This is a genomic window from Dyella flava (assembly GCF_016904955.1).
Classification (GTDB): domain Bacteria; phylum Pseudomonadota; class Gammaproteobacteria; order Xanthomonadales; family Rhodanobacteraceae; genus Dyella_B; species Dyella_B flava.
Window position 1 is genome coordinate 88,775 of sequence record NZ_JADIKE010000028.1, and the last position, 24,109, is coordinate 112,883.

Annotated in this window: 21 protein-coding genes; 10 read left to right on the forward strand and 11 right to left on the reverse strand. The window is 62.0% G+C overall.

Features of this window, described 5'->3' with window-relative positions; genetic code table 11:
* Nucleotide 1: 1 nt before the first annotated feature.
* Complete coding sequence (locus ISP19_RS04515; protein WP_239556510.1) at nucleotides 2-880, reverse strand: phytanoyl-CoA dioxygenase family protein; 879 nt, start codon at nucleotides 878-880, stop codon at nucleotides 2-4.
* A gap of 24 nt (nucleotides 881-904) precedes the next feature.
* Complete coding sequence (locus ISP19_RS04520; RefSeq protein WP_204680156.1) at nucleotides 905-2,521, reverse strand: electron transfer flavoprotein-ubiquinone oxidoreductase; 1,617 nt, start codon at nucleotides 2,519-2,521, stop codon at nucleotides 905-907.
* Nucleotides 2,522-2,719: 198 nt separating this feature from the next.
* On the opposite strand from ISP19_RS04520, the gene ISP19_RS04525 reads away from it, so the two are divergent.
* From ISP19_RS04525 to ISP19_RS04555, 7 genes are all read left to right on the forward strand, one after another.
* Nucleotides 2,720-4,117 carry an amidase gene (locus tag ISP19_RS04525; protein ID WP_204680157.1) on the forward strand — a complete coding sequence of 466 codons (1,398 nt, stop codon included), beginning with the start codon at nucleotides 2,720-2,722 and terminating at the stop codon, nucleotides 4,115-4,117.
* Between the two features lie 81 nt (nucleotides 4,118-4,198).
* Nucleotides 4,199-4,786: a class I SAM-dependent methyltransferase gene (locus ISP19_RS04530; protein ID WP_204680158.1), complete on the forward strand. Its 588-nt coding sequence runs from the start codon at nucleotides 4,199-4,201 to the stop codon at nucleotides 4,784-4,786.
* Complete coding sequence (locus tag ISP19_RS04535; RefSeq protein ID WP_204680228.1) at nucleotides 4,767-5,396, forward strand: alpha-ketoglutarate-dependent dioxygenase AlkB family protein; 630 nt, start codon at nucleotides 4,767-4,769, stop codon at nucleotides 5,394-5,396. Before ISP19_RS04530 ends, ISP19_RS04535 begins: the two co-directional genes overlap by 20 nt.
* Before the next feature lie 91 nt (nucleotides 5,397-5,487).
* Nucleotides 5,488-6,588 carry a glycine cleavage system aminomethyltransferase GcvT gene (gcvT, locus tag ISP19_RS04540; RefSeq protein WP_204680159.1) on the forward strand — a complete coding sequence of 367 codons (1,101 nt, stop codon included), beginning with the start codon at nucleotides 5,488-5,490 and terminating at the stop codon, nucleotides 6,586-6,588.
* Nucleotides 6,589-6,693: 105 nt separating this feature from the next.
* Nucleotides 6,694-7,089 (forward strand): glycine cleavage system protein GcvH, encoded by a 396-nt coding sequence (gene gcvH, locus ISP19_RS04545; protein WP_204680160.1) that lies wholly within the window; start codon nucleotides 6,694-6,696, stop codon nucleotides 7,087-7,089.
* Between the two features lie 581 nt (nucleotides 7,090-7,670).
* Entirely contained in the window at nucleotides 7,671-8,210 is a 540-nt protein-coding gene (gene metJ / locus ISP19_RS21540) for a met regulon transcriptional regulator MetJ (RefSeq protein WP_204680161.1), read from the forward strand.
* Between the two features lie 376 nt (nucleotides 8,211-8,586).
* Nucleotides 8,587-9,642 (forward strand): energy transducer TonB, encoded by a 1,056-nt coding sequence (locus ISP19_RS04555; protein ID WP_204680162.1) that lies wholly within the window; start codon nucleotides 8,587-8,589, stop codon nucleotides 9,640-9,642.
* Nucleotides 9,643-9,748: 106 nt separating this feature from the next.
* Here ISP19_RS04555 and ISP19_RS04560 read toward each other — a convergent pair whose 3' ends face one another.
* Both ISP19_RS04560 and ISP19_RS04565 read right to left on the reverse strand, forming a co-directional pair.
* Nucleotides 9,749-11,065 (reverse strand): serine hydrolase domain-containing protein, encoded by a 1,317-nt coding sequence (locus ISP19_RS04560; RefSeq protein WP_204680163.1) that lies wholly within the window; start codon nucleotides 11,063-11,065, stop codon nucleotides 9,749-9,751.
* Nucleotides 11,066-11,229: 164 nt separating this feature from the next.
* Nucleotides 11,230-12,903: a GMC family oxidoreductase gene (locus tag ISP19_RS04565; protein ID WP_239556513.1), complete on the reverse strand. Its 1,674-nt coding sequence runs from the start codon at nucleotides 12,901-12,903 to the stop codon at nucleotides 11,230-11,232.
* Between the two features lie 35 nt (nucleotides 12,904-12,938).
* Here ISP19_RS04565 and ISP19_RS04570 point away from each other — a divergent pair, with 35 nt between their 5' ends.
* Nucleotides 12,939-14,243 carry an NTP/NDP exchange transporter gene (locus ISP19_RS04570; RefSeq protein WP_284384670.1) on the forward strand — a complete coding sequence of 435 codons (1,305 nt, stop codon included), beginning with the start codon at nucleotides 12,939-12,941 and terminating at the stop codon, nucleotides 14,241-14,243.
* A gap of 24 nt (nucleotides 14,244-14,267) precedes the next feature.
* On the opposite strand, the gene ISP19_RS04575 is transcribed toward ISP19_RS04570, so the two are convergent.
* The 3 genes from ISP19_RS04575 to mtgA all read right to left on the reverse strand — a co-directional run bounded on the left by ISP19_RS04575 (nucleotide 14,268) and on the right by mtgA (nucleotide 16,707).
* Nucleotides 14,268-14,696: a CBS domain-containing protein gene (locus tag ISP19_RS04575; protein ID WP_204680164.1), complete on the reverse strand. Its 429-nt coding sequence runs from the start codon at nucleotides 14,694-14,696 to the stop codon at nucleotides 14,268-14,270.
* A 44-nt stretch (nucleotides 14,697-14,740) separates the two neighbouring features.
* Nucleotides 14,741-15,709 (reverse strand): glycosyltransferase family 2 protein, encoded by a 969-nt coding sequence (locus ISP19_RS04580; RefSeq protein ID WP_204680165.1) that lies wholly within the window; start codon nucleotides 15,707-15,709, stop codon nucleotides 14,741-14,743.
* A 251-nt stretch (nucleotides 15,710-15,960) separates the two neighbouring features.
* Nucleotides 15,961-16,707 (reverse strand): monofunctional biosynthetic peptidoglycan transglycosylase, encoded by a 747-nt coding sequence (gene mtgA, locus ISP19_RS04585; protein WP_204680231.1) that lies wholly within the window; start codon nucleotides 16,705-16,707, stop codon nucleotides 15,961-15,963.
* Nucleotides 16,708-17,024: 317 nt separating this feature from the next.
* Here mtgA and hslO point away from each other — a divergent pair, with 317 nt between their 5' ends.
* A complete protein-coding gene (gene hslO / locus ISP19_RS04590) occupies nucleotides 17,025-17,918 on the forward strand; it encodes an Hsp33 family molecular chaperone HslO (RefSeq protein WP_204680166.1) in 894 nt (297 codons plus the stop codon).
* Nucleotides 17,919-17,995: 77 nt separating this feature from the next.
* Here the strand turns inward: hslO and ISP19_RS04595 are convergent, their stop codons facing one another.
* On the reverse strand, nucleotides 17,996-20,809 hold the full coding sequence (locus tag ISP19_RS04595; RefSeq protein ID WP_239556515.1) for a bifunctional diguanylate cyclase/phosphodiesterase: 2,814 nt from the start codon (nucleotides 20,807-20,809) through the stop codon (nucleotides 17,996-17,998).
* Between the two features lie 361 nt (nucleotides 20,810-21,170).
* Between ISP19_RS04595 and ISP19_RS04600 the strand changes: the two genes are divergently transcribed.
* Nucleotides 21,171-22,043, forward strand: coding sequence for a hypothetical protein (locus ISP19_RS04600; RefSeq protein WP_204680168.1), 873 nt, complete (start codon nucleotides 21,171-21,173; stop codon nucleotides 22,041-22,043).
* A 102-nt stretch (nucleotides 22,044-22,145) separates the two neighbouring features.
* Here ISP19_RS04600 and ISP19_RS04605 read toward each other — a convergent pair whose 3' ends face one another.
* From ISP19_RS04605 to ISP19_RS04615, 3 genes are read right to left on the reverse strand one after another with little or no spacing between them, the layout of a single operon-like run.
* Nucleotides 22,146-23,051 carry a DUF4097 family beta strand repeat-containing protein gene (locus ISP19_RS04605; RefSeq protein ID WP_204680169.1) on the reverse strand — a complete coding sequence of 302 codons (906 nt, stop codon included), beginning with the start codon at nucleotides 23,049-23,051 and terminating at the stop codon, nucleotides 22,146-22,148.
* A gap of 19 nt (nucleotides 23,052-23,070) precedes the next feature.
* On the reverse strand, nucleotides 23,071-23,529 hold the full coding sequence (locus ISP19_RS04610) for a hypothetical protein (RefSeq protein ID WP_204680170.1): 459 nt from the start codon (nucleotides 23,527-23,529) through the stop codon (nucleotides 23,071-23,073).
* On the reverse strand, nucleotides 23,526-24,077 hold the full coding sequence (locus ISP19_RS04615) for an RNA polymerase sigma factor (RefSeq protein ID WP_204680171.1): 552 nt from the start codon (nucleotides 24,075-24,077) through the stop codon (nucleotides 23,526-23,528). Before ISP19_RS04615 ends, ISP19_RS04610 begins: the two co-directional genes overlap by 4 nt.
* Nucleotides 24,078-24,109: the final 32 nt, after the last annotated feature.

Genomic DNA, 24,109 nt, shown 5'->3' on the forward strand with positions numbered 1-24,109 from the left:
GTCAGAACGGCCAGCGCAGTCGGCGTACCGGCATCACATATTGGTGACCGAAGTCGATCTGGTCGAATTTGGCGATTTTGCGATCGTGATGCCGGTAGTAGCGCCAGCTTGCCCGCTCAGGCACGGGCTTGGATGGCTGAAAGAACACGTCGATCTGGTAGACCGGAACACCCTGGGGCGTCACGTGCATGACCAGGCTGCGCCTCGGGCGATGCTTGGCGAGGTGCGGGGCGCCGCCATGAAACATGGATGGGTGCCAGATGATCACATCGCCCCGGCGGACATGCACTTCTTGTGCGACCAACCCATGCGCGTCGCTCAGGCGTTGAACTTCTGCCTGATATCGCGAAAAGGCAGCATCCGAAATCTTGGGAATTTTCTCTTGGTCGGGAAACAGTTCGCGGGCCAGGGCTTCCACATCGACGGGCGGCAACTGGTGGCTGCCGGGCACAACCCGCAGGGGACCGTTTTCCGCATCCACGTCATCCAGGGCGAGCCACATGCCGAGATACTGATCGGCTGGTTTGGTGCAGAAGTAGGGCGTGTCGCGATGCAGGCTCTGTTCTGAACCACGCTCGTAGTAAAGCGTGGTGTAAAGCGATGTCGACCGACCGAAATAACGGTCGGCTACCGCCAGGGCCTTGCGGCTTTCTACAAACGCATCGGCGACACTGTCGATGGCCAGGTGCGTATTCACCACGCGATAGAGATGCCCGAACTCATCCGCATTCGGCGTCACGGCGGCCTGGTGCTCGCGTTTGAAGGCATCGATGGCCGATAACGCGCGCTCGCAGTGCGCGGTATCCAGCGCCTGCGGAACCACGGCAAAGCCCTGTTCCATCAGTTGTGTGTAAGCACTTGTTGTCAGCGTACTGTCCATGGTCACCAACGTTGGCGTGCAAACTTAGAGGTTCTGATAGTTCGGTCCCGAACCACCTTCTGGTGTGACCCAGTTGATGATCTGGTAGGGGTCCTTGATATCACACGTCTTGCAGTGCACGCAGTTGGCGGCGTTGATCTGCAGGCGTTTGCCGCTGCTCCCATCAGGCATGGTGTCGTTGACGATTTCGTAGACGTTGGCCGGGCAGAAGCGAGTGCAGGGATTGCCGTATTCCTGGGCGCACTTGGTCACGCAGACGGATGTATCCGCGACGTGCAAATGGATGGGCTGATCCTCATCGTGCTCGGTGGCGGCAAAATAGACGCCAGCCAGGCGGTCGCGTGGCGGCAATTCGCGTTGCACGTAATCGCGCTTGGGCTCTTCCTGCTGGCCGAGCTTGTGTAGCGAGGACCAGTCGGCTTTGTTCTTCAGCGTCCACGGCGATGCCCCGCCGGTGAGGGTTTCCCAGGCGGCGTTGAGCATGCCGAACCACAAACCCTTCTTGAAACCGGGCTTGATGTTGCGAACTCTCTTCAGCTCGGCCATCACCTCGGAGCCGCGCAGTTTGCTGTCGAAACCGGCGGGTTGCAGATCGTTGGCGGCCAGGTGTTCGGCGGCCAGCATGCCGCTCTTGATCGCCTGATGCGTGCCCTTGATCTTGGGGACGTTGAGCAGTCCCGCGGTATCGCCGATCAGTAGCGCGCCGGGCATTTCCACCTTGGGCAGTGACTGGTAGCCACCGGTGACGATCGCGCGCGCGCCGGCGGAAACAATATTGCCGCCCTCGAGCAGCGGCTTGATCATGGGATGGTTCTTCCACTGCTGGAAGGCTTCCCACGGTTGATAGTTCGGATCGCTGTAATCGAGACCGCTGACGTAGCCGAGTGCGATGCGGTCCTTGTCCAGGTGATACAGGAAACTGCCGCCGTAGGTATGGCTGTCGGCCGGCCAGCCGAAGCTGTGCACGATCTTGCCCGGCGTGACGCGTCCTGCCGGCAACTGCCACAGTTCCTTGATGCCGATCGAATAACCCTGCGGATCGCTGCCCTTCTCCAGTGCGAAGCGCTTGATGAGTTGCTTGGTGAGGCTGCCGCGCGCACCTTCGGACAGCACGGTGACCTTGGCCTTGATGTCGATCCCTTGCGTGTAGCCGGGCTTGTGCGATCCATCCTTGGCCACGCCCATGTCACCGATACGCACGCCGGCCACTGAGCCATCTTCGTTGTAGATAGTGTCGGCAGCGGCGAAACCGGGGAACACGTCCACGCCCAGGGCTTCGGCCTGCGGGGCCAGCCATGCGCACAACGCACCGAGCGAGACGATGAAGTTGCCATGGTTCTTCATGCCCGGCGGCACCGGCAGCTTGCGACCACCGGTTTTCTTGAGCAGCCAGAACTCATCTTCTGCCGCGGGGACACAAATCGGCGGCGGGTTATCGCGCCAGCCGGGCAGCAAGGCGTCCAGCGGCTGCGGTTCGATCACTGCGCCGGACAGGATCTGCGCGCCGATGGTGGAGGCTTTTTCGATCACGCATACCGTGACATCCGGCTTGAGCTGCTTCAGTCGGATCGCGAATGAGAGTCCGGCCGGGCCGGCGCCAACGACGATAACGTCGTATTCCATCGTTTCGCGTTCGGTCATGAGGGCTCCATCGTGTGGCTAGTGGCTGCAGGGCGTGGCTGGGAAAGGAGGTGGCCGCGAGGTGTTCCAGCGGCCGCTCGGACGGTATTCTCCGGGTTCACCTACTGCGCGGCAAACCGGTGCCTGCTTGTGGGAGGTCTGCCGGGGGTGAACATAATGGGGTGGACATCATCACGCTAGACCTGTGCCGGAGTGCGCATGAGCTTGCAACCGCCGATTGCCGATACCGACCTCCGCCGCGCCTCGCTCTGCCAGCTTTTGCATTGGCTGGCCGCGGGGCGCGTGCAGCCGACCATGCTGGCCGAGGTGTATCTCAAGGCGATCGAACGCCTCAATCCACAACTCAACGCGTACGTGGAATTCAGTCCCGCCATGACGCGCGATCAGGCGCGCTCGGCAGAGCATCGCCGTCGCGAACGCATCATTGGCCGGCTGGATGGTATTCCCATCGCCCTCAAGGACAATTTCGATGTCGCCGGCTTGCCCACCCGAGCCGGCTTGCCGTATGGCGGTCGAGCTGCCGAGCACGATGCGCACGTCGTGGCGCGGTTGCGTGCCTCAGGTGCGGTGCTGACCGGCAAGACCAACATGGACGAGGGCGCCCTTGGCGCCGTCACCGATAACCCGCATTTCGGCCCGACCCACAATCCTCATCGGCGCGATTACACCGCTGGCGGGTCGTCAGGCGGTGCGGCAGCGGCGGTGGCCTCAGGCCTGGCGGTTGCGGCGATTGGCTCGGACAGTCTGGGCTCGATCCGCATTCCGGCAAGCTATTGCGGTGTGTTTGCGCTGAAGCCCACGCAGGGTGAAATCTCGGCGCGCGGCATGATCCCCGCCGCGCGTTGGCTGGATACCGCCGGCTTGCTTGCGCGCAGCGTGGACGATCTTACGGTGCTGCTGCAGGTGCTGGCCGGGTACGACGCAGACGACCCGCGTTCGCGTCGCCGCCGTGTGGCCCTGTCGCCGCCGGATTGGGAGCCGGGCAAATTGCGCTGTGGTGTGTTGCCGAATTTACCGGCGTTGGGTGTGCGGCCTGAGGTGATCGAGGTTTTCGACGCAGCGCTCGCCAAACTGGATCGTGAATTGGGTGAGCGACGCAAGGTGGATTTCGAAGACTGGCATTTTGCCCGTGGGCGGCGCGCCGGTTTGCTGCTGATGGAAGCGGAGATGCTGGTTACCTTCGCGCCACAACTGGCCGATGCCGAACATCCCGTATCCCCCCGCTTTCGCGACCTGCTCGACTACGCCAGGCATAAGACCGCAGCCGATTATGCCCAGGCCGAGCGCGTGCTCGATGCTGCCGCACTCAAGATGCGCCGGCTGTTCGCGCAGGTCGATGTGCTGGTCATGCCGACCACCCCCCAAGGTGCTTTCCCATTGGGCGGACCTGTGCCCGATTCGCAGGCCGATCTCACCAGTTTCGCCAGCTTGGCCGGTTGTCCGGCCATGAGCATTCCAATGGGCACCTTGCCGGATGGCTTGCCCATCGGCATGCAACTGGTGGGCGCGCGGGGCTCGGATCTACGTCTGCTGGAACTCGCTGCCGTGTGGTCGGCGACCCTGGATGCGGCACCGGAATACCCGGTTTTGGCTTGATTTTGTCAGCCGGCGGAGGACTGACAACGTTTTGTTACACCCTGACAGGTAAAGTGTGCTGAAACAAGACGGCCTTCCCTCATGCCTGCTTACGAACAACAGCTCACGTTTTTTCGGGAGTGGATCAAGCATCCGCTGCAGATGGCCTCCGTCTTGCCTTCCGGCCGGCCGCTGGCCCGCATGATGGTGTCTGCCATGCCCGCCAATGCCAGCTGCGTGATCGAACTAGGCGCGGGCACGGGCGTGATCACCGAGGCGCTGCTTCATTACGGCGTATCGCCGGCACAACTGCTGGTGCTGGAGATGAATGCCACGATGCACGGCATCCTGCGCCGTCGCTTTCCCCAGGCGCAGGTGTTATGCGCCGATGCACGTCATGTGAATGAGCTGGCACAGCGAACCGGTGTGCTGGCGCCGGAAGGTGCTGATGCCATTCTCAGCAGCCTGGGTTTGCTGGCCATGCCGCCATCGCTGCAACGGGATATCGTCGAGGCGGCCTTTGCCGTGCTGCGCCCGGGCGGCGTGTTCGTGCAATACACGTATGGCTGGCGTAGTCCCTTGGATGAGCAGGTGCGCCAGCAACTGGGTCTGCGTTGTCGCCGGATCGGCATGGTGTGGCGCAATCTGCCCCCGGCGCACGTGTATGTCTATGTTCGCGACGATCAATGAACTGGATGGCTGGCAGCCTTTGCCGCTGGCCGACGCAGACATTCGCTACGCGGCATCCTGGTTGGGCAGGCATGAGGCCGATGCACTGTTTGAACGCCTGATGCACGAGATCACATGGGAGCGACATCGGCTGAACCTGTTCGGCCGCGAGGTCGACTCGCCGCGCTTGAGTTGCTGGATCGGTGACCCGGGTACTGCCTATACCTATTCGCGCAGTCGTTTTGAGCCGTGCCCATGGACGGCCTCGCTGCTTCCCTTGCGCGAGCGAGTGCAAGCGTTCTGCGGTACACGCTTCAACAGCGTGCTGGCCAATCTCTACCGTCATGGCCAGGACTCCATGGGATGGCACAGCGACGATGAGCCAGAACTGGGAACGTGTCCCGTTATCGCTTCGGTAAGTCTCGGCGCCGAGCGCCGTTTTCGCCTGCGGCGAAAATCGCCGCGTGGTACGCGGGCGGCACTGCCGCTTGGTCTTTCGCTCGCGCATGGCAGCGTGCTGTACATGGCTGGCGATACCCAGCGCTATTACCAGCACGATTTGCCCAAGGTGGCTGGGGTGACCGGGGCGCGCATCAACCTTACGTTCCGCTTTATCAAGGTGCCGGCATAAACCTGCCCAAGATGCCGTGCACTTGGATTGCCGTGGAGCGGTGGCGATAATGCGGGGCTACTCCCCCTTTCTTACCCTTGGCAGGCTTGCAATGACCCAGAAGACCGTACTCAACGCCACGCATCGCGAGCTGGGTGCTCGCATGGTCGATTTCGGTGGCTGGGACATGCCGATCAGCTATGGCTCGCAGATTGAAGAGCATCATGCCGTGCGTCGCGATGCCGGCATGTTCGATGTGTCGCATATGACGGTCGTCGACCTGCACGGGGCGCGCACGCGGGATTTCTTGCGTCATCTGCTGGCCAATAGCGTCGACAAGCTGAAGGTGCAGGGCAAGGCGCTGTACTCGTGCATGCTGAACGAGCAGGGCGGGGTGATCGACGACCTCATCGTCTATTTCCTGGGGGACGAATTCTTCCGCCTGGTCGTCAACGCCGCCACTCGCGCCAAGGATCTGGCCTGGATCGAACAGCAGGCGAAGGCTTTCAACGTAGCCGTACAGGAACGTCCCGATTTCGCCATGATCGCGGTGCAGGGTCCGAACGCGCGAGCCAAGGTCGTTGGCCTGCTGCATGAAGTGGATCGCGCCCGCATTGAAAAGCTTGGGCGCTTTGCCGCTGCGGCGGCGCAAGGGCCGCATGGCGCGCCGTTGTTTATTGCGCGCACTGGCTATACCGGCGAGGACGGCTTCGAGATCATGGTGCCGGAAGAGCAAGCCGAGGCGTTTTGGAAAGAACTGGCTGACGCTGGCGTGGCACCGTGTGGACTCGGTGCGCGCGACACCCTGCGTCTGGAGGCCGGCATGAATCTCTACGGCCAGGACATGGATGAAGACGTGACGCCGTGGGAAGCCGGGCTGGCCTGGACCATCGCGCTGGATGAAGGCCGCGACTTCATCGGCCGCAAGGCGCTCGAGGCGCAGAAGGCGGCCGGTGTGCCGCGCGCGATGGTGGGTCTGGTACTGGATGACAAGGGCGTGCTTCGGCATGGCCAGAAAGTGCTGACTGACCATGGCGATGGCGAAATTCTTTCGGGCAGTTTCGCGCCGACGTTGAACAAATCGGTGGCGTTCGCACGGATTCCTGCCAGCACCGCCGGCAACCTGCGGGTCGACATCCGCGGCCGCGAAGTGCCGGTGCGCCTGGTCAAGTTTCCGTTCGTGCGTGACGGTAAGCCTTGCGAAGGCATTTGAGTAGCTGTGTCTAGACTGGCGTGGGTGTATGGGAGCCGCCGCAGAAGCGGTTAGAATCCACGCCTCCACCCTGATCGAAAACCCCAACGACGACTGGACCTGACCATGAGCGACATTCCCGGCGATCTGAAATTCCTCAAGTCCCACGAGTGGGCCCGTGTCGAAGACAACGGCCTGATTCGCGTGGGTATCTCCAACCATGCACAGGAGCAGCTTGGCGACCTGGTGTACGTCGAGCTGCCGGAAGTCGGCGCCAGCGTGCAAGCCGGCAGCAGCGCTGCGACGGTTGAATCGGTCAAGGCCGCTTCGGACATCTACTCCCCGGTTTCCGGCGAAGTGGTCGAAGTGAACGAGATTCTTGGCGACAAGCCGGAAACGATCAACGAAGACGCCTACGGCGAAGGCTGGCTGTTCGTGGTGAAGGCCAGCGATCGTGGCGAACTTGACGAGCTGCTCAGCGCGGACGATTACGCCGAGCTGATCGAGCACGAGGACGACTGATCGCCTGATCGGTGGGTTTCGCAACGGCCGCCTAAGCGGCCGTTGCTTTTTGACCGTGCGCTACCCATGAAAACGCGCCGCCAGGTTTCTCGATCAGCGCAGGGATGTGCATGCAAGGAGGTGTGCGCATCACCATGATGGTGATCCTTTGCAGGCGTGCTTGCCGATGTCTGCGGGGTGCGCACCGGGGTGTTCGGGGATGTTTCCGACCACTTTCGGCATCGCCCGGACGCATTTCAGTCTAAATTCGTTCATGCTCCGGATCGGCCCCTTCCGGTGGTCGAAATGGCATCGTGCAGTGCGCGGCAATCGAACGACAACCGACACGCCGGATGTATCAGCGGCGGTGAGAAAAATAACAATTTTTAGCTTGTTTTTGGCTTTTTTTGAAAATGTGCAAAGTCGCTTCTTTGGATGTTTTTACTGTGCTTCAAATCGATTTTCGTGATCGGAATTAGCCCTTCGAGGCGGGTGTGATCAGCAAGCCGCCGGATCGAAGAGATTGATTTCATGGCGAAAATTTATTGACAGTTGAAATGTTCAGGAATAGCTTTCGCACCATATAACGGGGAACGGCACCAATGGTGGCATCGAAATTCATCAAGCCATACGTAGAACACGGCGAAAAAGCCGGCGCGGTGAGAAAGATCACTGTTTCGATTCCAATGCATGTACTGCGACTGCTGTCGGACCTGCGTACCTACCGACAGGTCAACAATTTGAGGCACGCCACGAACAGCGATCTGCTGGTTGAGGCGTTCCTCCACGCTTTTACTGGGCAACCACTGCCAACTGATGAGGAGCTGAGACGAACTATGGCCACTGCCAAGAAAACTGCTAGGAAATCGGCTAAGAAAGCCGCCAAGAAGACCACTCGCAAAGCCGCCGCCAAGCGGCCGGTCGCCAAGAAGGCCACCGCTAAGAAGCGCACCGTGCGCAAGACTGCCAAGAAGGCTGCTGCCAAGCGCGTAGGCGCGAAGAAGGCGACTGCCAAGCGCGTTGCCAAGAAGACTGCAACCAAGAAGGCTGCCCGCAAGCGCACCGCAAAGCGCGCTACCCGCAAGACCGCGGCTGCTGCCAAGGTGGTGAAGGCCACCAAGACCTCGAAAGCCAAGAAGTAAGCACAACAAGAAGTAGTTCTGTCGATTTGTCTCCCTGCGGTGCCCAGCGCAGGGAGGTGCTTCGAAAGCGTTTCGTCCCGGCTTTAGGCCGGGACGCTTCGTTTTCGGCCTCCGAAAACGAACGAAAGCACGGAAGATCTCCGCCGGCCAAGCCGCTCGTTGTCCCGGATCAATTTCAGGCCTCTGGCGACAAGCGGCGTTACCTCTCTGACCTACCAGCTATTCCTCCCGCTGGCCGTGAACGAAAGCGCATTTGCCGTGCCGCCACAATCGAGTTACCTTTTGCCCATCCGCGCCGCGGCAAGCCTGGGGTAGCCGCTCCTGGATAACAGGGGGGAAGCGCGGGTATCTGATGCCACGTAGTCAGTGAGAGATCATGGATACCCGAAATAGTCGTTATGCGCGTTCGCGTGCGCGCGGGGCCATCAAGCCCATCACCATCGCGGTACTTGCCATTGTTGCGGGTCTGGCGATCCTTTCCTGGATTTTCATCATCAAGCCCCACGAGGACATCGTAGGCGCCGATGCCGGCGGTCATCCGTCCACGCCAGTCGCGGCCACCCAGCAGGCAGCACCGCCGGTTAACGTGGAGGCGCTGAGTCTTAATGATCTGCTGGACGAGGCCCGCAAGGCGATGAACCAGCAGCGCGTGATTTCGCCGGCCGGCAACAATGCCTTCGAGTTCTACCTGAAGGTGCTGCAGAAGCAGCCGGGTAATCAGACGGCGGCCGATGCCCTGCGCGAGACCTTCCCGTTTGCGGCCAGCAATGTCGAGCAGGTGATCAACCAGCGCGACTTCAACGAAGCCGAGCGCGAAATCGACCTGCTGGCAAAGGTGGACCCCACCAACTACACGCTGACCATCCTGCGTTCCAAGCTGGATGCGCAGCGCAAGACGCTGGACGAAGAACAACAGAAGCAACTCGATGATCAGCGCCAGGCCGATGTCGCCGCGCAAAAGGCGGCTACCGACAAGGCTGCGGCGGATCAGGCGGCTGCCCAGAAAGCGGCGGCGGACAAGGCTGCTGCTCAGGCCGCGCTCGTTGCGCAGCAGCAGGAAAAGGCCAAGGAAGAGCAAGAGGCCAAGGCGAAGGAGGCGGCGACGACGACTGAAACCGCCAGCGCCACCAACGCCGCACCCGCGGGTGGCGAGACGCGAGACGCCATTCCGATCTCAACCATTCGCCCGCGTTATCCCGCCACGGCGCTGCGCAACAGCCAGGAAGGCTGGGTGGACGTGCAGTACACGGTCAATGTCGATGGCAGCGTGAGCGATATCACGGTAGTAAGCGCCGAGCCCCGGCATGTCTTCGACGGCGCCGCCATGGATGCCTTGCGCCGCGCCAAGTTCTCGCCGGCGCTGCGCGACGGTGAGGCGATCGCCTCACAGCAGCAGAAGCGGATCGAATTCAAGCTGAGCACAACGCAGTAACTCTTGGCAAGGATCAGGATCGGGAAAGAGGCGGTGCCAGCCTGGCACCGCCTCTTTCTTTTGCGTGTCCGGCCGCATCAAAACTCGCGAGGCGTCTCACGCAACGTCAGTTCTGATGATGCTTATGGTGTGTCTTGGCAGGCGCCCTGTTAGCGGGTGGATCGCTTTCCACGCCGGCCCAGTCCACATGCGGCAGGCCCAGCATGCTGTCGAACACCATTGGCATCAGGTCGGTGCCGATGGCGCCGGGCGAATTCCACATCGACACCATGCCGACGTGATACTTCGGGAAGAACGCGATCATGGTGCGATAGCCTTCCACTTCACCGGCGTGGAAGATCATCGTTTCGCCCCCATAGGTAAACACTCGCCAGCCCAGCGCGTAGCTGGCGGAAGTAAGGCGGGCACGCCGCCATGGCGTAGCGCGCAGTTCGGTGGGGGTGGGCACACCTGGTGCGTGCAGATAGTCGAGCAGCGGCTGTGGCAGCACATCCGGACGACCGCCCATCTGCGCAATCAGCCACTGCTCCATGTCATGCAGGCTGGCGTTGACGCCAGCGGCGGGCGCCACGCGATAGTAGGCTTCTTTGGGATCGAACGATTCCCAGCCGTGCGCACCCTTGGGACGATGCGGACGCGCCCAGCTCTTGCTGCTTTCCAGCGCTTCGCGGCCATAGCTGGCCGACGTCATGCCGAGTGGAAAGAAAAGTCGCTTGTCCACTTCGTGATAGAAGAAGTCCCCGGTCTCGGCATAGATCAGGTCACCGATCAGGCTGAAGGCGACGTTCTGGTAGCCATAGCATTCGCCCACGTTGCAGGTGAGGTTGACCTCGTCCAGCTTGCGCACCAGTTCCTCGTAGGGGACGTTGTCCTCCAGCAAGGTGTCGTAGGTGTTATGCGGCAGTCCCAGGCGCTGTCCAAGGATGTCTCTGACCGTGGCTTCACTGGACGCCTCTGCGTTCTTCAGCTGGAAGAACGGCAGCACGTCGGCCAGCTTGGTATCCCAGCTGAAGCGGCCATCGTCGATCAGCAGGCCGGCCACGGCGGTGGCGAAAGCCTTGGAGAGCGAGGCGAGGCGGAACACGGTATCCGCCGTCACGGGTTCTTGCGTGTCCGCGTCTGCGTAGCCGATTTCGCGCTCGTACGCGACTTTGTTGTCGACGACGACCGCGGTCGCGAGCCCCGCGACTTCGTTGCGCTGCGCTACGACATCCAGCCAATGTGAATAGTCATCCAGGGCGGCCTTGATTCGCTCCGGTGGAATGCTGGAGCTTGCATCCAGATCGGTAGCATCGTGCTGCGCCGGATGAGCAACCGGAGTGGGCTGAGCGGGAGAGGCAGCATGTACCGCTGATGCACCGATCAGTGCGGTGGTGACGCCGAGCGCGCCGGCGATCAACAGGGGAAGCTTGAGAAACTGCATGCGACTCCGCGGTACTACAGGCGTGGAAATACGCCCTCGGTCATGGGGCTGGCTTAGGGGTCTTCCATGGGAGTTAATGGCCGATTGTCCTGCACTTCGGACAAGGCCACAACGCCAGGCCATCCCCCTGGATGGCTCTGCCGCGGAGTGCGTGACCCAAGTAGTTATAGACCGGCGGCGCGCACCAATGTTCCTTCGGCCGGGCCGGCCTGGGCCAGCAAGAGGGCGGCGGCCCGTTCAGCCATCATGATGGTGGGAGCATTGGTGTTGCCGCTGGGCAGCGTCGGCATCACCGAGGCATCGACGACCCGCAAGCCTTCCACCCCGCGCACACGCAGTTCGCTGTCCACCACGGCAAGTGCATCCCGACCCATGCGGCAGGTGCCGGCCGGGTGATAAATCGTTTCGGCCTTGCGCCGGATGAAGCTCTCCCACTCGCGATCCGTATGCAGCACCGACTCCGGAAAGACATGACCGCCGCGATACGGATCAAACGCAGGCTGGGCCAGGATGTCGCGCGAAAGCTTCGCTGCTTCGATCATGCGCGCCAGATCGTGACCCTCCGGGTCGCTCAAATACCCGGTGTGGATGGCGACAGGGTCAGCCGGATGGGCGGAGCGCAGACGCAACTGGCCGCGGCTGTGCGGATGCAGGTAACAGGCATGCAAGGTGTAGCCGATGCCGGGCAGGCGATGACGGCCGTGATCGTCGAGCAAGGCTGGCACGAAGTGAAATTGGATATCGCAGCGCGCATCGCTGGCCAGGCGGCTGCGCACAAAGCCGCCCGCTTCGGCCACGTTGGAGCTGCCGGGACCATCATGATGACGCAGGTAGCGCCAGCCCGCGGCCAACTCATTGAGATGATCGTAGGTAATGTCCTGCGTGCAGCCGACCAGCGTGCAGATATCCAGATGATCCTGCAGTCCGGTACCGACGCCGGGCGAATCGACGATGGGCGTGATGCCATGTTCGCGTAGATGATCCGCCGCGCCGATGCCCGAAAGCATCAACAGCTGTGGCGAGTTGATCGCGCCGCCGGCAAGAATGACTTCGCCGGCACGAATGGTTTCCCGACCGCGCGGGCGGTGCAGCTGTACGCCGATAGCGCGCCCCTGTTCGATCAGTACGCGTTCCACCAACGCGTGCGTGCGCACTTGCAGGTTGGGACGCGTGCGTACAGGGCGCAGGAAGGCGACCGCCGATGAGCAACGCGCACCGTCGCGCTGGGTGACCTGATAGAAGCCGAAGCCGGCTTGCTGCGCGCCATTGAAATCGGTGTTGCGGCCGAAACCGGCGCTTGTTGCGGCGTCGATCAGCGTGGCCGACAGCCGATTGTGATGGCGCAGGTCCGACACGCTGAGCGGGCCGCCTGTCGCATGCCAGGCGCTTTCGCCGCGGGTGTTGTTTTCGCTGTGCAGAAACCACGGCAGCACCTGCGGCCATGACCAGCGCACGTCGCCGGTCGCTTCGGCCCAGGCATCGTAATCAGCGGGCACGCCGCGCACGTAGCACATGGCATTGATGGAACTGGAACCACCCATGACCTTGCCGCGCGGCCACCACAAACGACGGCCTTGCAGTGCCGGCTCGGGTTCGGTTTCGTAGCTCCAGTTGAGGCGTCGGTTAGTGGCAAGCCGTGCAATGCCCGCCGGCATGTGGATCAGCGGGTTCCAATCCGAGCCTCCGGCTTCCAGCAGCAGAACGCGCTTGGCGGGGTTCGCGCTGAGGCGGTTGGCCAGCACGCATCCGGCGGAACCGGCGCCGACAATCAGATAGTCGAACTCCACATCATCCCCCGATGAAAAGCGCATGCTTGCGTAGCCCTGCAGTTCCTGCATGCTAGTCTTGCGCCGCCCTCCGCTGGAAGCGACCAGTGAGCCTGCCCAATCCCGCCGCCGTACGCAAAGACGCCACGCCGGTGGTTGCCGCGCTTGCTTTCTTTTTTGTGCTGACCGCGTACTACATCGTGCGACCCGTGCGCGATCAGCTTGGCGGCGCGGTGGGTTCGGCGCAATTGCCCTTGTTCTACGCCGCCACCTTCCTGGCCATGTTGCTGCTCACGCCCATCTTCGGCGCATTGGTGGCACGGTTTCCGCGGCGGCACTTGCTGGGCTGGAGCTATAGCTTCTTCATACTTTGCCTGATCGCCTTCATTCCCGCCTTTCTGGCGCAGGACCGCATTGGCGCACGCGCGCTCGGCGTGGTGTTTTTCATCTGGGTCAGCGTATTCAATCTATTCGTTGTGTCGCTGTTCTGGAGCTTCATGGCGGACGTGTTCGACAGCCAGCGTGCGCGCGAAGTGTTTCCGCTGATTGCCTTGGGCGGCATGGCGGGGGCGATATTCGGGCCGGCGCTGACTCGCGAACTGGTAGGCCTGATCGGTGTGGCGCCGTTGTTGCTGGTATCCGCGGCGATGCTTGGTTTTGCTTTGCTGCTGCTGTTGCGCCTTTCCGCCCGGCAGGCGCATGACCAAGCCGCCGAGGAACCCATCGGTGGTTCGCTGTGGGCTGGCATACGCCAGCTGTGGTCGCGGCCGTTCCTGCGCTATATGGCGATCCTGATGCTGCTGGGCGACGGCGTCGGCACCTTGGCCTACGTACTGGTGGCCGACTACGCCAAGGCGCACCTGCATTCGTCGCCGCTGCGCACGGCGTTCTATGCGGATATTGATCTGGCGGTGAACCTGCTGGGCGCCTTTTTGCAGCTGACCCTGTCGCGCTGGCTGTTGGTGCGTCGTGGCGTGGTATGGGCAGTGGTGTTGCCGCAGGTGGTTAACCTGGGCCTGTTGGTGATGGTGATGATCGGTGGTCATGCCCAACTGACGTGGCTGGGTTATAGCGTGCCCTTGCTGGCCTTGATGATGGTGGGTACACGCGGCTTCATGTACGGCATGACCAAGCCCGCGAGCGACGCGCTTTACACCCGAGTGCCCCGCGAAACGCGCTACAAGGGCAAGAACTTCATCGAAACGGCGGTGTGGCGATTCGGCGATCTGGTGATTACCAGCGGGATCAGTGGGCTGGCCAAGCTCGGTGTCGGCCTGGCCGGCATCGCCTTGATCGGCGCAGGCGCGTCTGCCCTCGCGGCCTGGATCGCGCGCAAGGCAGCCACTTCGCCTGATCTGGCGTCTGAGTCGGCCGGCAGGCAACAAGAAACGGGGAATGCGAGTCTTGCCTGAGGCTTGCCGTTCCCCGTTCCCCGCTTAACTGGTGATATAGCGCTGCAGCTGATCGATCTGCTCAGCTTGTGCGCTGATCACTTCCTTCACCAGATCGCCGATCGAAATTACGCCCAACACCCGGCTGCCTTGCACCACTGGCAGATGGCGGACGCGGCTGTCGGTGCACATCCGCATGCAGTCGAACACGTCCGTCTCGGGCTCGACCGTGAGCACGGGGGTGCTCATGATCTCGGAGATGGCGGTCTGCGCGGACGAACGTCCCTGCAGGATCACCTTTCGTGCGTAATCGCGCTCGGAAACAATGCCGACCAATTGCTCGCCGCGCATTACCAGCAATGCACCGACACGTCGCTCGGCCATATGTTTTATCGCTTCCAGTACGGGTGCTTCTGGCGCAATGGCGAAGATGTCGTTGCCTTTCGTAGCAAGCAAATGCTTGACCTGACGCATGCCAAACCTCCCGGGCGGCCGCAGCATGGCCGCGTGGGGACAGTTTAGCGCCGCTCCGTGGCGCCGGTGTGAACCGCGCCGTGGATGGCCGGAAGATGTTCCTCCTCAATGAAATACAGCGGCCGCCGCTTGCTCTCGGCGTAGTTGCGGCCGATGTATTCGCCGATGACGCCCAGCGCCACCAGCTGGATGCCGCCCAGGAACAGCACCACCACCATCAAGCTTGGATAACCGGGCACCGGATCGCCGTGCAGCAGGGCCTTGATCAACACCTTCAGCCCCAGCAGAAAGGCCAGCAATGAGGCTGCCAGGCCGGTCCAGGTCGCCAGCTTGAGCGGCGCGCTGGAAAACGAGGTAATGCCTTCGATAGCGAGCTGGGTCAGGCGCCAATAATTCCACTTGGTTTTGCCGGCCAGGCGCGCATCACGCAGGTATTTGACCGAGGTCTGGCGGTAACCGATCCAGGTAAACAGCCCCTTCATGAAGCGCTGTCGCTCGCGCAATTGCGACAAGGCGGCTAGCGCGCGGCGGGAGAGCAGGCGGAAATCGCCGGTATCGCGCGGCACAGCAACATCGGACATGATTTCCATCGTGCGATAGAAGGCCGCCGCGGTGAAACGCTTGAAACCGGTTTCACCCGCGCGTGCGCTGCGCGTGGCATAGACCACGTCATAACCGGCCTGCCATTGCTCGATCAATTGTGGAATCAGCTCCGGGGGATCTTGCAGATCGGCGTCGATCACCACCGCCGCATCGGCATCCACATGGTCCAGACCCGCGGTGAGCGCGGCTTCCTTGCCGAAGTTGCGCGAGAGCTTGAGTGTGCCAACACGCGAATCAGCGGCGGCGAGCGATTGCATGATCGACCAGGTGTCATCGCGGCTGCCGTCATCGACGTACAGCACATCGGTTTGCAGCGGCAACAGGTCCAGCACTTTGGACAATCGCTCGTGAAATGCCGTGAGAACGGCCGATTCGTTGTAGGCGGGAACGACAACGGTAAGTCGCGGCATGCTGCGGGTCCAAAAGGTGGGGCCTGAGGATGCCCTGATCCACGCTACGTCGGTGGCAGGAATCCCCATAAGTTCTGCAACTCAACACGTTGGGGCTGGTTCTGTCCGGCCGCGCCCTTCAGCCCATCGTCGCACCCTCGCCGATGGTCTGTGGCTTGCGAACGGACGGAGCCGGTGACGCCCACGGAGAGTGGATCAGGGCATACCTAGATGCTAGCGAAGTGCGCGCGCCGCCGCGAGCGACGTGGTACTCAGTGCCGCCGCGCTCGCGCGGTGTCACGCGGCGGTTCTTTGCTTTCAAGATAGGCCGGGCCGCCCAACTGGTTCATCTGCTGCTCGATCCAGCGGCTGCGTTCCATGACGTAGGAGCTAGGCCGGTCGACGTGGAAGCGGTCCGGGTTGGGCAATACGGCGGCCAGCCGGGCGGCCTGGGAGGGACCAAGTTGGGCGGGGGATGCGTGGAAAAAGGCATCGCTGGCCGCGCCCACCCCGTAGATGCCATCGCCGAGCTGGGCGATGTTCATGTAGACCTCGAGGATGCGGCGCTTCGGCCAGGTCATTTCCAGCAGCACCGTGAAATACGCCTCCAGCCCCTTGCGGACGAAGCTGCGGCCATTCCACAGGAACAGGTTCTTGGCGGTCTGCTGGCTGATGGTGCTGGCGCCGCGCAGGCGCTTGCCATCGTCAGCCGCATCGATCGCATTATGGATGGAGTCGAAGTCGAAGCCGTGATGGAACGGAAATTTCTGATCCTCGCCCGCCACCATTGCGATCGGTACCCACGGCGAAACGCGCGACCACGGCACCCAATGGTGTTGCAGGCGAAAATTTCGCTCACCGTGGATCAGCGCGTCGAATTGGCGCTCCATCATCACCGCAGACGTCCAGGGCGGCACAAAGCGCAGCACCAGCACGACAAACCAGCTCAATGCCACCCATGACAGGATCACGATGCCGGCGTAACGCAGCAGCCGGCGGAATGGAGGAAGATGCGGCATGGCCCACCGTGCAGAAAAGCCCGCCGGATTATAAGCGGCGATGCTGAACAGGCTGTCGAGAAATGGCATGGTTAGTGCTGGTCATGGACAGCCCGCCGCGAATCATGCATTTCACGTGCTTGATGGGTCGGGGGACGAGGTCGGTCATGCGCCACACGCGGAAGGACGCATGGATGCGCCCATCTTGGGGGCGAAGACCTCGGTGAGTTGAGAAGGGTGCAGGACCGCACTTTCTCAGCGTGCGGTGTGATGGGCTATTGTCCGCCCCAGGGGGAGTCCCCATTTAACGCCCCTTGAGCTTTTGAGAGGTAATCCACGTGGAAACCGTGCTTGTCGAGGATGTGCTCCATCGCTTTTTACTTGAACGTGCAGGCGTTCGAGGCGTGATCGTGCGCCTGGGGCCGGCCTGGCGCGAAGTAGCGGGCCGGGCGGACTATCCCGCGCCGCTGCGGGATCTGCTGGGGCACGCGCTGGCGGCGAGTGCGCTGCTGACCGGAAATATCAAGCTTGAAGGCGCATTGTCGATCGAACTGAAGAGCGCGGGTGCGCTGCGGCTGTTGTTTGCGGAATGCTCCGATGCCGGGCGCCTGCGTGGTCTGGCGCGCTGGAATGGTTCCTTGCCGGCCAGCTTGCCGCTGAAAGAGCTGCCTGATGCGATCATGGCGATCACCATCGGTCATGCCGAGCGTGGGCAGCGTTACCAGGGCCTGGTCGATTTGAGTCATGACGACCTGTCCGGCGCGTTGGAGAATTATTTCCAGCAGTCCGAGCAGTTACCGGCACGCATCGTGCTGGCGGCCAACGAGCAATGCGCGGTGGGCCTGATGCTGCAGAAACTGCCGGGTGAGGGTGGACGCGATGCGGTGCAGGATGAAGATGCCTGGACACGCATCGATCATCTCACTGCCACGCTGGGTAGTGAGGAATTGCTGAAGACGCCCTCCGAACAGCTGCTTTATCGTCTCTATCATGAAGAGACGGTGCGCTTGTTCCAGCCTCGTCCGCTGGCGTTCGGCTGCAGTTGCTCGCGTGAACGCGTTGAATCCATGTTGCGCTCGCTAGGTCGCGATGAAATTGAAGCAACACTGGAAGCGCAGCAGGGCACCATCGAGGTGACTTGCGAGTTCTGCGCGCGCAGCTACACCTTCGATCGTGTCGATGCACAGCACTTGTTGAGTGGTGGCACCGCGACCAGTTCGACGGTGCAGTAGTAGTCGAGCGAAGGGTGTCGAGCACGGGAAACCTAATAGCAGATCGCGCGCTTTCCCCTTCTCCGCACATGGCGCAATCATCCGACGGCGCTGACTTTCCCCAGCCATACCTCCGCCGCCTGCGGCCGGGCAAATAAAAAGCCCTGGCCGTAGCGGCAACCAATTTGCCGCAGCGCCTGCTGCTGTGCTTCGTCTTCAATCCCTTCCGCAATCACCTGCATTTGCAGTGAGTCAGCCAGTACCTGGATGGCGCGCACCACCGGCTGGCTATGACTGCCCGGGTGTGCCAGTTCGGTGATGAAGCTGCGATCGATCTTCAGCGTCTCGATCGGGTACTGATGCAGATAGCTCAGCGACGAATAGCCCGTGCCGAAGTCATCTAGTGCAATGCCCACACCATGCTGGCGCAGGTTGTCGAGAATGCGTTTCACCTGCGCGGGGTTTTCCAGCAGCGTGCGCTCGGTGACCTCGATACGCAGTGAACGCGGATTGACGCGATGCGCGCGCAGCAGGTTCAGCAGCCGCTCGTCCAGATCGGGCATGCGGAAATGGCGGCCCGAGACATTCAAGCTCACAAAGCCATCCACTCCGGCCAGCATGCTCGCCTGCGAAGCGACTTGTTCGAAGATCTGCCAGTCGATGTTTTCGGCGCTGCCGTTTTCTTCGGCGACCGCCAGGAAATCACCGGGGCAGAGCAGGCCGCGATCGGGATGACGCCAGCGCAGCAGGGCTTCATAACCCACGGTGCGTCCATCTTCCATGCACACGATGGGCTGGTAGAAGGGCACGAATTCATTGCGGCTCAGCGCGCGGCGCAGATCGCCTTCCATTTCCAGCAGCGAAAGTACTTCGCGGCGCAGGCGATCATCGAACACCGCGGCGCGATGGCGGCCCTCGTCCTTGGCACGGTACATCGCGGCGTCGGCATCGCGCAGCAGTTCTTCCGGCTGTTGGTAATGCGGGCCGGGCAGGGCGATACCGATCGAGGCCGAGGTAAAGATTTCCTTGACGCCAAGACGGAACGGCACGTGCAGTTCCGCAATGATGCGTTCGGCAACCACGCTGGCCTTGCTGCCGTCGCTGATGCCTTCCAGCAGCACGGCGAATTCGTCACCGCCGAGGCGGGCCACCAGGTCGCGGGTTTTCAGGCAGGCACGGATTCGGCTGCCCGCCTGGAACAGCAAATCATCACCTATCAGGTGGCCTACCGAATCGTTGATCACCTTGAAGCGATCCAGGTCGATGAACAGTACCGCGAACAGCTTGTTCGGATCGGCGTGGTAGGTCTGCAGGGCCTGGCCCAGACGTTGCAGCAGCAACGTGCGATTGGGCAGGCCGGTCAATGAGTCGTGCAGGGTTTCATACATCAGCCGGCGTTCGACGCGCTCGCGCTCGGCGATCTGCTCGCGTAAATCTCGATTGGCCAGCGCCAGCGCGCGGGTGCGTTCGGTGACGCGGCGTTCCAGATTGACGTAGGCCTGTTTCAGCGATTCGCTGGTTTGCTTGCGTTGCAGCGCGTTCGCGATGTGGTAGCTCACGAAGGTGAGCAGTTCCTGGTCGCGCGTATCGTAAATATGCTTGGGCGAGTAGCTCTGTACGGCCAATACGCCCATCACCTTGTCGTCCCAAACCAGCGGTACGCCAAGCCAGCATACCGACGTGGAACCGACCTCAAAGCACTCACCGGTTGCTGCGAGGTGCTCGAAGGTCTGGCGATCGGCCAGCAGCGGTTTACCGTGCTTGAGCACGTATTCGGTCGCGCCGTCGCCAATCCGTCGCGGGGCGCGGCTGGTTTCGATTTCGTCGATCGAATAGGGAAAGGTGATGTTCTCGCCGCTTTCGTCCAGCAAGGCGATGTAGAAGTTGCGCGCGTAGAGCAGTCCACCTACTACGCGATGCACGGCGGCATAAAAGTTCTGCTGACTTTCCGGAGCGCTGGCCAGCTCCGCAATACGGAACAGGGCCGATTGCAGCCGCTCGCCGCGCTGCCGTTGCAGTACTTGCTGGCGCAACACACGGTTGGTGGCGCGCAGCGCGGCGGTGCGGTCGGCAACCCGGCGCTCAAGCTCGGCGTGCGCTTCGCGGCGCTCAAGCGCGGTCTGCATGTGCTGCGCCACGTAACTGAGCAGGTCGCGATCATGGCGGGTGTAGCGGGTGTCGGTGCGATACGTCTGCACGGCGATACCGCCCACGACCTGGTTGCCGCGCAGCAGCGGCACACCCAGCCAGTGCTCGCAGACCGGGCCGACCAGAGTGAAGCGGCCTTCCAGTTGCCGCGCCAGTTCCTCGACCGAGCCCATGATGGGCTGTCCGCTTTGCAACAGGTTCCAGGTCAGGCTATGGCGCATGTCCTGCAGCGGATAGTTTTCGTCCGGCGCCGGTGGCTTGGGATCGACCGTGTCCACGTAGTACGGAAAGCGCACGCTGTCCGTGGCCGGGTCGTACAGGAAAATGTAGAAGTTTTCCGCGTACATCAACATGCCGACAATGGCGTGCAGGGACTGCATCATCTCGGTCATGTTGTGTGCGCTGCCGGCCAGCTCGGCGATGGCGTACAGCGCGCGCTGCAGTCGCTCGGCCATGGCCAGGCGTGAGATGGCCTCGTAAAGGCGTCCGGTTTCGCTCAGCTGGCGCAGACGGGTCCCGGCGAGCCGTCCCAGCCAGCTCAGTTCGGCGTGAGCGGCGTCGTTCAGCTTGGTCAGGTCGCCGCTGAAGATCAGGGTCTGCAGGCTTTGCGGATCCTTGGCCAGGGTCAGGCCGGCCTGCAAGGCGGGGTCATCGGTGTCCGGCGGGAGCCAGCGGAGTTCACCGCGGATGCTCAGGTGGGTCAGCGCGGCCTGACAGGTTTCGAGCACGCTCCCGGCGTCCACCGCCCGGAAGAGCCGCTCCATAGTGTCGCGTAGCTCCCCCGGAAAAATCCCCGGTGAGGCGGCTGTGAAATTAGGGCTTTCAGGCACTGAACTCATGACCTGTGAGCGGGTCCATGCGCTGTATACAGGATGACTATATCTCGTGACGATCGTGTCATGTCGTCGTCGCTCATGGCTGCTGGGGTCCGGATCGCTGCGGTTCCGGCATCATGCATTGGCCGTGCCAGCAAGTACTTGTTCAGGGGCCTGTTTTGGTGGGTGATACACAGAAAACGCGATCTGTTCGGGGTGTTAGTAAAAAGTAAAATGGGATATACTGATCCTCGGGAGTCCGCCTTTGCCGAAGGCCGGATGAGGTCTGCTACGCCACTACTGAACTTTCATGCGCCGATTGCTGCTGACATTGCCGCTGCTGTGCGCGCCGCTTCTTGCGGCGGGTCAGACGGTGGGCGCTGATCAGGCCGGTGAGGCGGCATGGCTGCAACAGCAGACAACGTTAAACACGGGTAAGCCCGCGCCGGGCTCCTTGCTGGTGCAGTCGGAGAATGGCCCAACGGCGGGTGCGCAAAACAATGGCAGCTTGTCGCTCAATCCGCTCTCGGGCGGCACGGTCAGCTCCACCAGCTTGCAGTACGGCATCACGCCGAATGTCTCGGCGCAGGTGGGGGTTACCCAGCGTTCGTGGGTGACGCAGCCGCGCATCGTTGGTACCCAGGTGGGCGCTACCTACAGCGCTGGCCGTTACAGCCTGGGCCTGAGCGTGGCGCAGGATCAGGTGCCCAACAGCACGCCGCTGCCGCGCGTGTTGCCAGGCGCTGTTACCGGCGTCAACGGACTGTCGGATTTCGACAGCAGCACGCAAGTTAATGCGAGCGGCCGCTTCGCCTTCAACAACAACAGCGGCGTGCTGCTTGGCGCAAGCATGGGCCGTATCCGTCTGTTGCCGGGCAATCTGATGGGACTCTCCACGCTGGATCAGAAGGCGTTGAGTTTCGGTATCGATCACGGTCCGATCACCGGCAGCATCATCGGTCGCACCATGCAGCCCGAACCGGGTTTGCCCAGCAGCTTCCTGACCGATCGCCGCTGGAACAGCATAGATCTTGGTGTGACCTGGCATTTGCCATGGCAGGGTTCGCTGAGCTTCGGCGCGCAGAACCTTTGGTCTTCCGGCAATGCGACCAACACGCCGGTGGGGCCGCCGGAACCGGATCAGTCACGTACGCCTTACGTGCAATATCACCAGGATCTCTGATTCGTTCACAGCATGGAAAACAAAACGCCTCCGGTCCGGAGGCGTTTTGTTGTGGGGGCGACGCCGTGGAAACGCGCTTGCCTGGTGTTGCCAATGTCTTGATCAATCCTGTTTGCGGATACGCAGGTCACCACTGAATGTTTCAACGCTGATCTTGCCGTTGCCGTTGCCGGCAACCGTATCAAGAGTGCTACCCGGCCCGTGTTCGGGCTGTTTGGGCGTGCCGAAGTCGCTGCGCAGGTCGCCGCTGAAGGTGCTGGCGTGCACGCTGCTGGAAAGCGAGGCGGGGAATTGCAGTTGCACGTCGCCACTCATGCTGTCGATGCTCATGGTGCCGCTGGGGGCGAGTTCGCCAGTCAGCTGTACATCACCGGATACCGTGCTGAGATTCAGTTGTGCCCAGGGACCGCCACTGGCCTGGATATGCCCGGAAACCGTTTGCAGATCCGCGTTCTGGCCTAGCGAAGGGGCGAGAATGTCGCCACTCACGGTTTGCAGCTTGGCCTGTTTCGCATGACCGGAGAACGCGACGTTGCCGCTGACTGTCACCGCTTCAAGCATCGGTGTCCGTGCGTCGATGCGCACACGGCCGCTCACTGAATTCACCGCAATATCACCACCATCGATGCCATCTACGCTCAGTGGTGCACTCACCACGTTGACCTTCAATGAGGCAGCGCGCGGCACGTTGATGTTCAGCTCGGTATCGGACATGGCCTTGTCGCCGCTCCAATTGAACCATCCGTTGTGCCCTTGCGCCTGCACCTTGATCGACAGGTTGTTTTCACTGCCTTCGATCGACAACGGTGCTGCGCCATCGCCGAGCAGGCCACCTACGTGAACCTCGTTGCGATCCCAGGCAATGATCGTGACCTTGCCTTTGACGTTGTTGATTTCGACATGCACCGTGGGTGCAGCCGGATGACTGAGGTCGAGCGGGGTATCGGCAAAGGCCTGCCCTCCCCAGCACAGGCAGAGCAGCAGCGGCAGATAGCGGGCGTTTTTCATAATTATTCTGTCCTGATCTTCAGCCGGCATGTTTCTCAAGTTCGCGCAGCATGGTTCGCTGTGCGTCGGTCCGCTGCAGCAAACGCTGCAGGGCAGGGGAGTCGGGAGCTTGCTGGATCGCCTGTTGCAATTCCATGCGCGCGGCATCCAGTTCAACCGCCGCACCGGCAAGACGCGGGTCGCTGGGTTTCCACGCGGTATTTTCGTTGACCGTCTTCAGCGCGATGGCTGAGCCAGGTTGTGACACAGGCTGCGTGTGCCACACCACGCCGCAGGCCAATACGATCAGTGCGGCGATACTGGCAGCTACCGCCCATACCTGAGGATGGCGATGTGCCGGCCTGATCGGTGTAACTGCCGCAGCTTCGCCTGGCTTGGTTTCATCGAGCTCAGCATCGATGCGTGCCCACAGGTCGTTGCGGGGAGCGACCGGCTGGTTCAGTTCGCGCATCTGGCGCAGCCATTCGAATTCATTCATCGCACTTCTCCCAACGCTTTGCGCAACAAGCCACGTGCACGATGCAGTTGCGCCTTGGACGACCCTACTGCCATGTCCAGCTCTCTGGCGATTTCCTCGTGGCGCCAGCCTTCCACGTCGTGCAGAACCAATACGGCGCGAGCCCGTGGCGGCAGCTTGCCGATGGCACGTTCCAGTTCTTCGCGTTCGGCTGCGCAGAACGGTGTCTCGCCGTGCTCGGGAACGCTGTCCTCGTCGACATAGCCGACCGGATCGGCACCGCGCGCCCGTATGTCCATCAGTGCCACATTCACCGCCAGTCGGTAAAGCCATGTACCGAAGGCGCTCTGTTCGCGGAAGCTGTCCAGCTTCTGCCAGGCACGGACGAACGCATCTTGCGTAAGGTCTTCGGCACGTGCGTGATCGTAGCCGGACAACCGCAACATGGCGCCATGGATGCGGCCCGCATGCAGGCGGTACAGGCGTTGAAAGGCCTGGCGGTCGCCTGCGGCGGCCGCGCGCACGTCATCCGTATCGTCGTTATGTCCCGCAGCGAGCGCAGGTGGCATGGCGCTTCCGTTGGCGATGCAAGCAGCAATCA

What these genes read in the sequence shown, in the direction of transcription:
- ISP19_RS04515 (WP_239556510.1), bottom strand. Translation starts at nt 880, where the DNA reads ATGGACAGTACGCTGACAACAAGTGCTTACACACAACTGATGGAACAG.
- ISP19_RS04600 (WP_204680168.1), top strand. Translation starts at nt 21,171, where the DNA reads ATGCGCCGATTGCTGCTGACATTGCCGCTGCTGTGCGCGCCGCTTCTT.
- ISP19_RS04560 (WP_204680163.1), bottom strand. Translation starts at nt 11,065, where the DNA reads ATGCAGTTTCTCAAGCTTCCCCTGTTGATCGCCGGCGCGCTCGGCGTC.
- ISP19_RS04565 (WP_239556513.1), bottom strand. Translation starts at nt 12,903, where the DNA reads ATGCAGGAACTGCAGGGCTACGCAAGCATGCGCTTTTCATCGGGGGAT.
- ISP19_RS04580 (WP_204680165.1), bottom strand. Translation starts at nt 15,709, where the DNA reads ATGCCGCGACTTACCGTTGTCGTTCCCGCCTACAACGAATCGGCCGTT.
- metJ (WP_204680161.1), top strand. Translation starts at nt 7,671, where the DNA reads ATGGTGGCATCGAAATTCATCAAGCCATACGTAGAACACGGCGAAAAA.
- gcvT (WP_204680159.1), top strand. Translation starts at nt 5,488, where the DNA reads ATGACCCAGAAGACCGTACTCAACGCCACGCATCGCGAGCTGGGTGCT.
- ISP19_RS04610 (WP_204680170.1), bottom strand. Translation starts at nt 23,529, where the DNA reads ATGAATGAATTCGAATGGCTGCGCCAGATGCGCGAACTGAACCAGCCG.
- ISP19_RS04595 (WP_239556515.1), bottom strand. Translation starts at nt 20,809, where the DNA reads ATGGAGCGGCTCTTCCGGGCGGTGGACGCCGGGAGCGTGCTCGAAACC.
- ISP19_RS04615 (WP_204680171.1), bottom strand. Translation starts at nt 24,077, where the DNA reads ATGCCACCTGCGCTCGCTGCGGGACATAACGACGATACGGATGACGTG.
- ISP19_RS04520 (WP_204680156.1), bottom strand. Translation starts at nt 2,521, where the DNA reads ATGACCGAACGCGAAACGATGGAATACGACGTTATCGTCGTTGGCGCC.
- ISP19_RS04530 (WP_204680158.1), top strand. Translation starts at nt 4,199, where the DNA reads ATGCCTGCTTACGAACAACAGCTCACGTTTTTTCGGGAGTGGATCAAG.
- mtgA (WP_204680231.1), bottom strand. Translation starts at nt 16,707, where the DNA reads ATGCCGCATCTTCCTCCATTCCGCCGGCTGCTGCGTTACGCCGGCATC.
- ISP19_RS04535 (WP_204680228.1), top strand. Translation starts at nt 4,767, where the DNA reads ATGTTCGCGACGATCAATGAACTGGATGGCTGGCAGCCTTTGCCGCTG.
- ISP19_RS04575 (WP_204680164.1), bottom strand. Translation starts at nt 14,696, where the DNA reads ATGCGTCAGGTCAAGCATTTGCTTGCTACGAAAGGCAACGACATCTTC.
- ISP19_RS04525 (WP_204680157.1), top strand. Translation starts at nt 2,720, where the DNA reads ATGAGCTTGCAACCGCCGATTGCCGATACCGACCTCCGCCGCGCCTCG.
- gcvH (WP_204680160.1), top strand. Translation starts at nt 6,694, where the DNA reads ATGAGCGACATTCCCGGCGATCTGAAATTCCTCAAGTCCCACGAGTGG.
- ISP19_RS04555 (WP_204680162.1), top strand. Translation starts at nt 8,587, where the DNA reads ATGGATACCCGAAATAGTCGTTATGCGCGTTCGCGTGCGCGCGGGGCC.
- ISP19_RS04605 (WP_204680169.1), bottom strand. Translation starts at nt 23,051, where the DNA reads ATGAAAAACGCCCGCTATCTGCCGCTGCTGCTCTGCCTGTGCTGGGGA.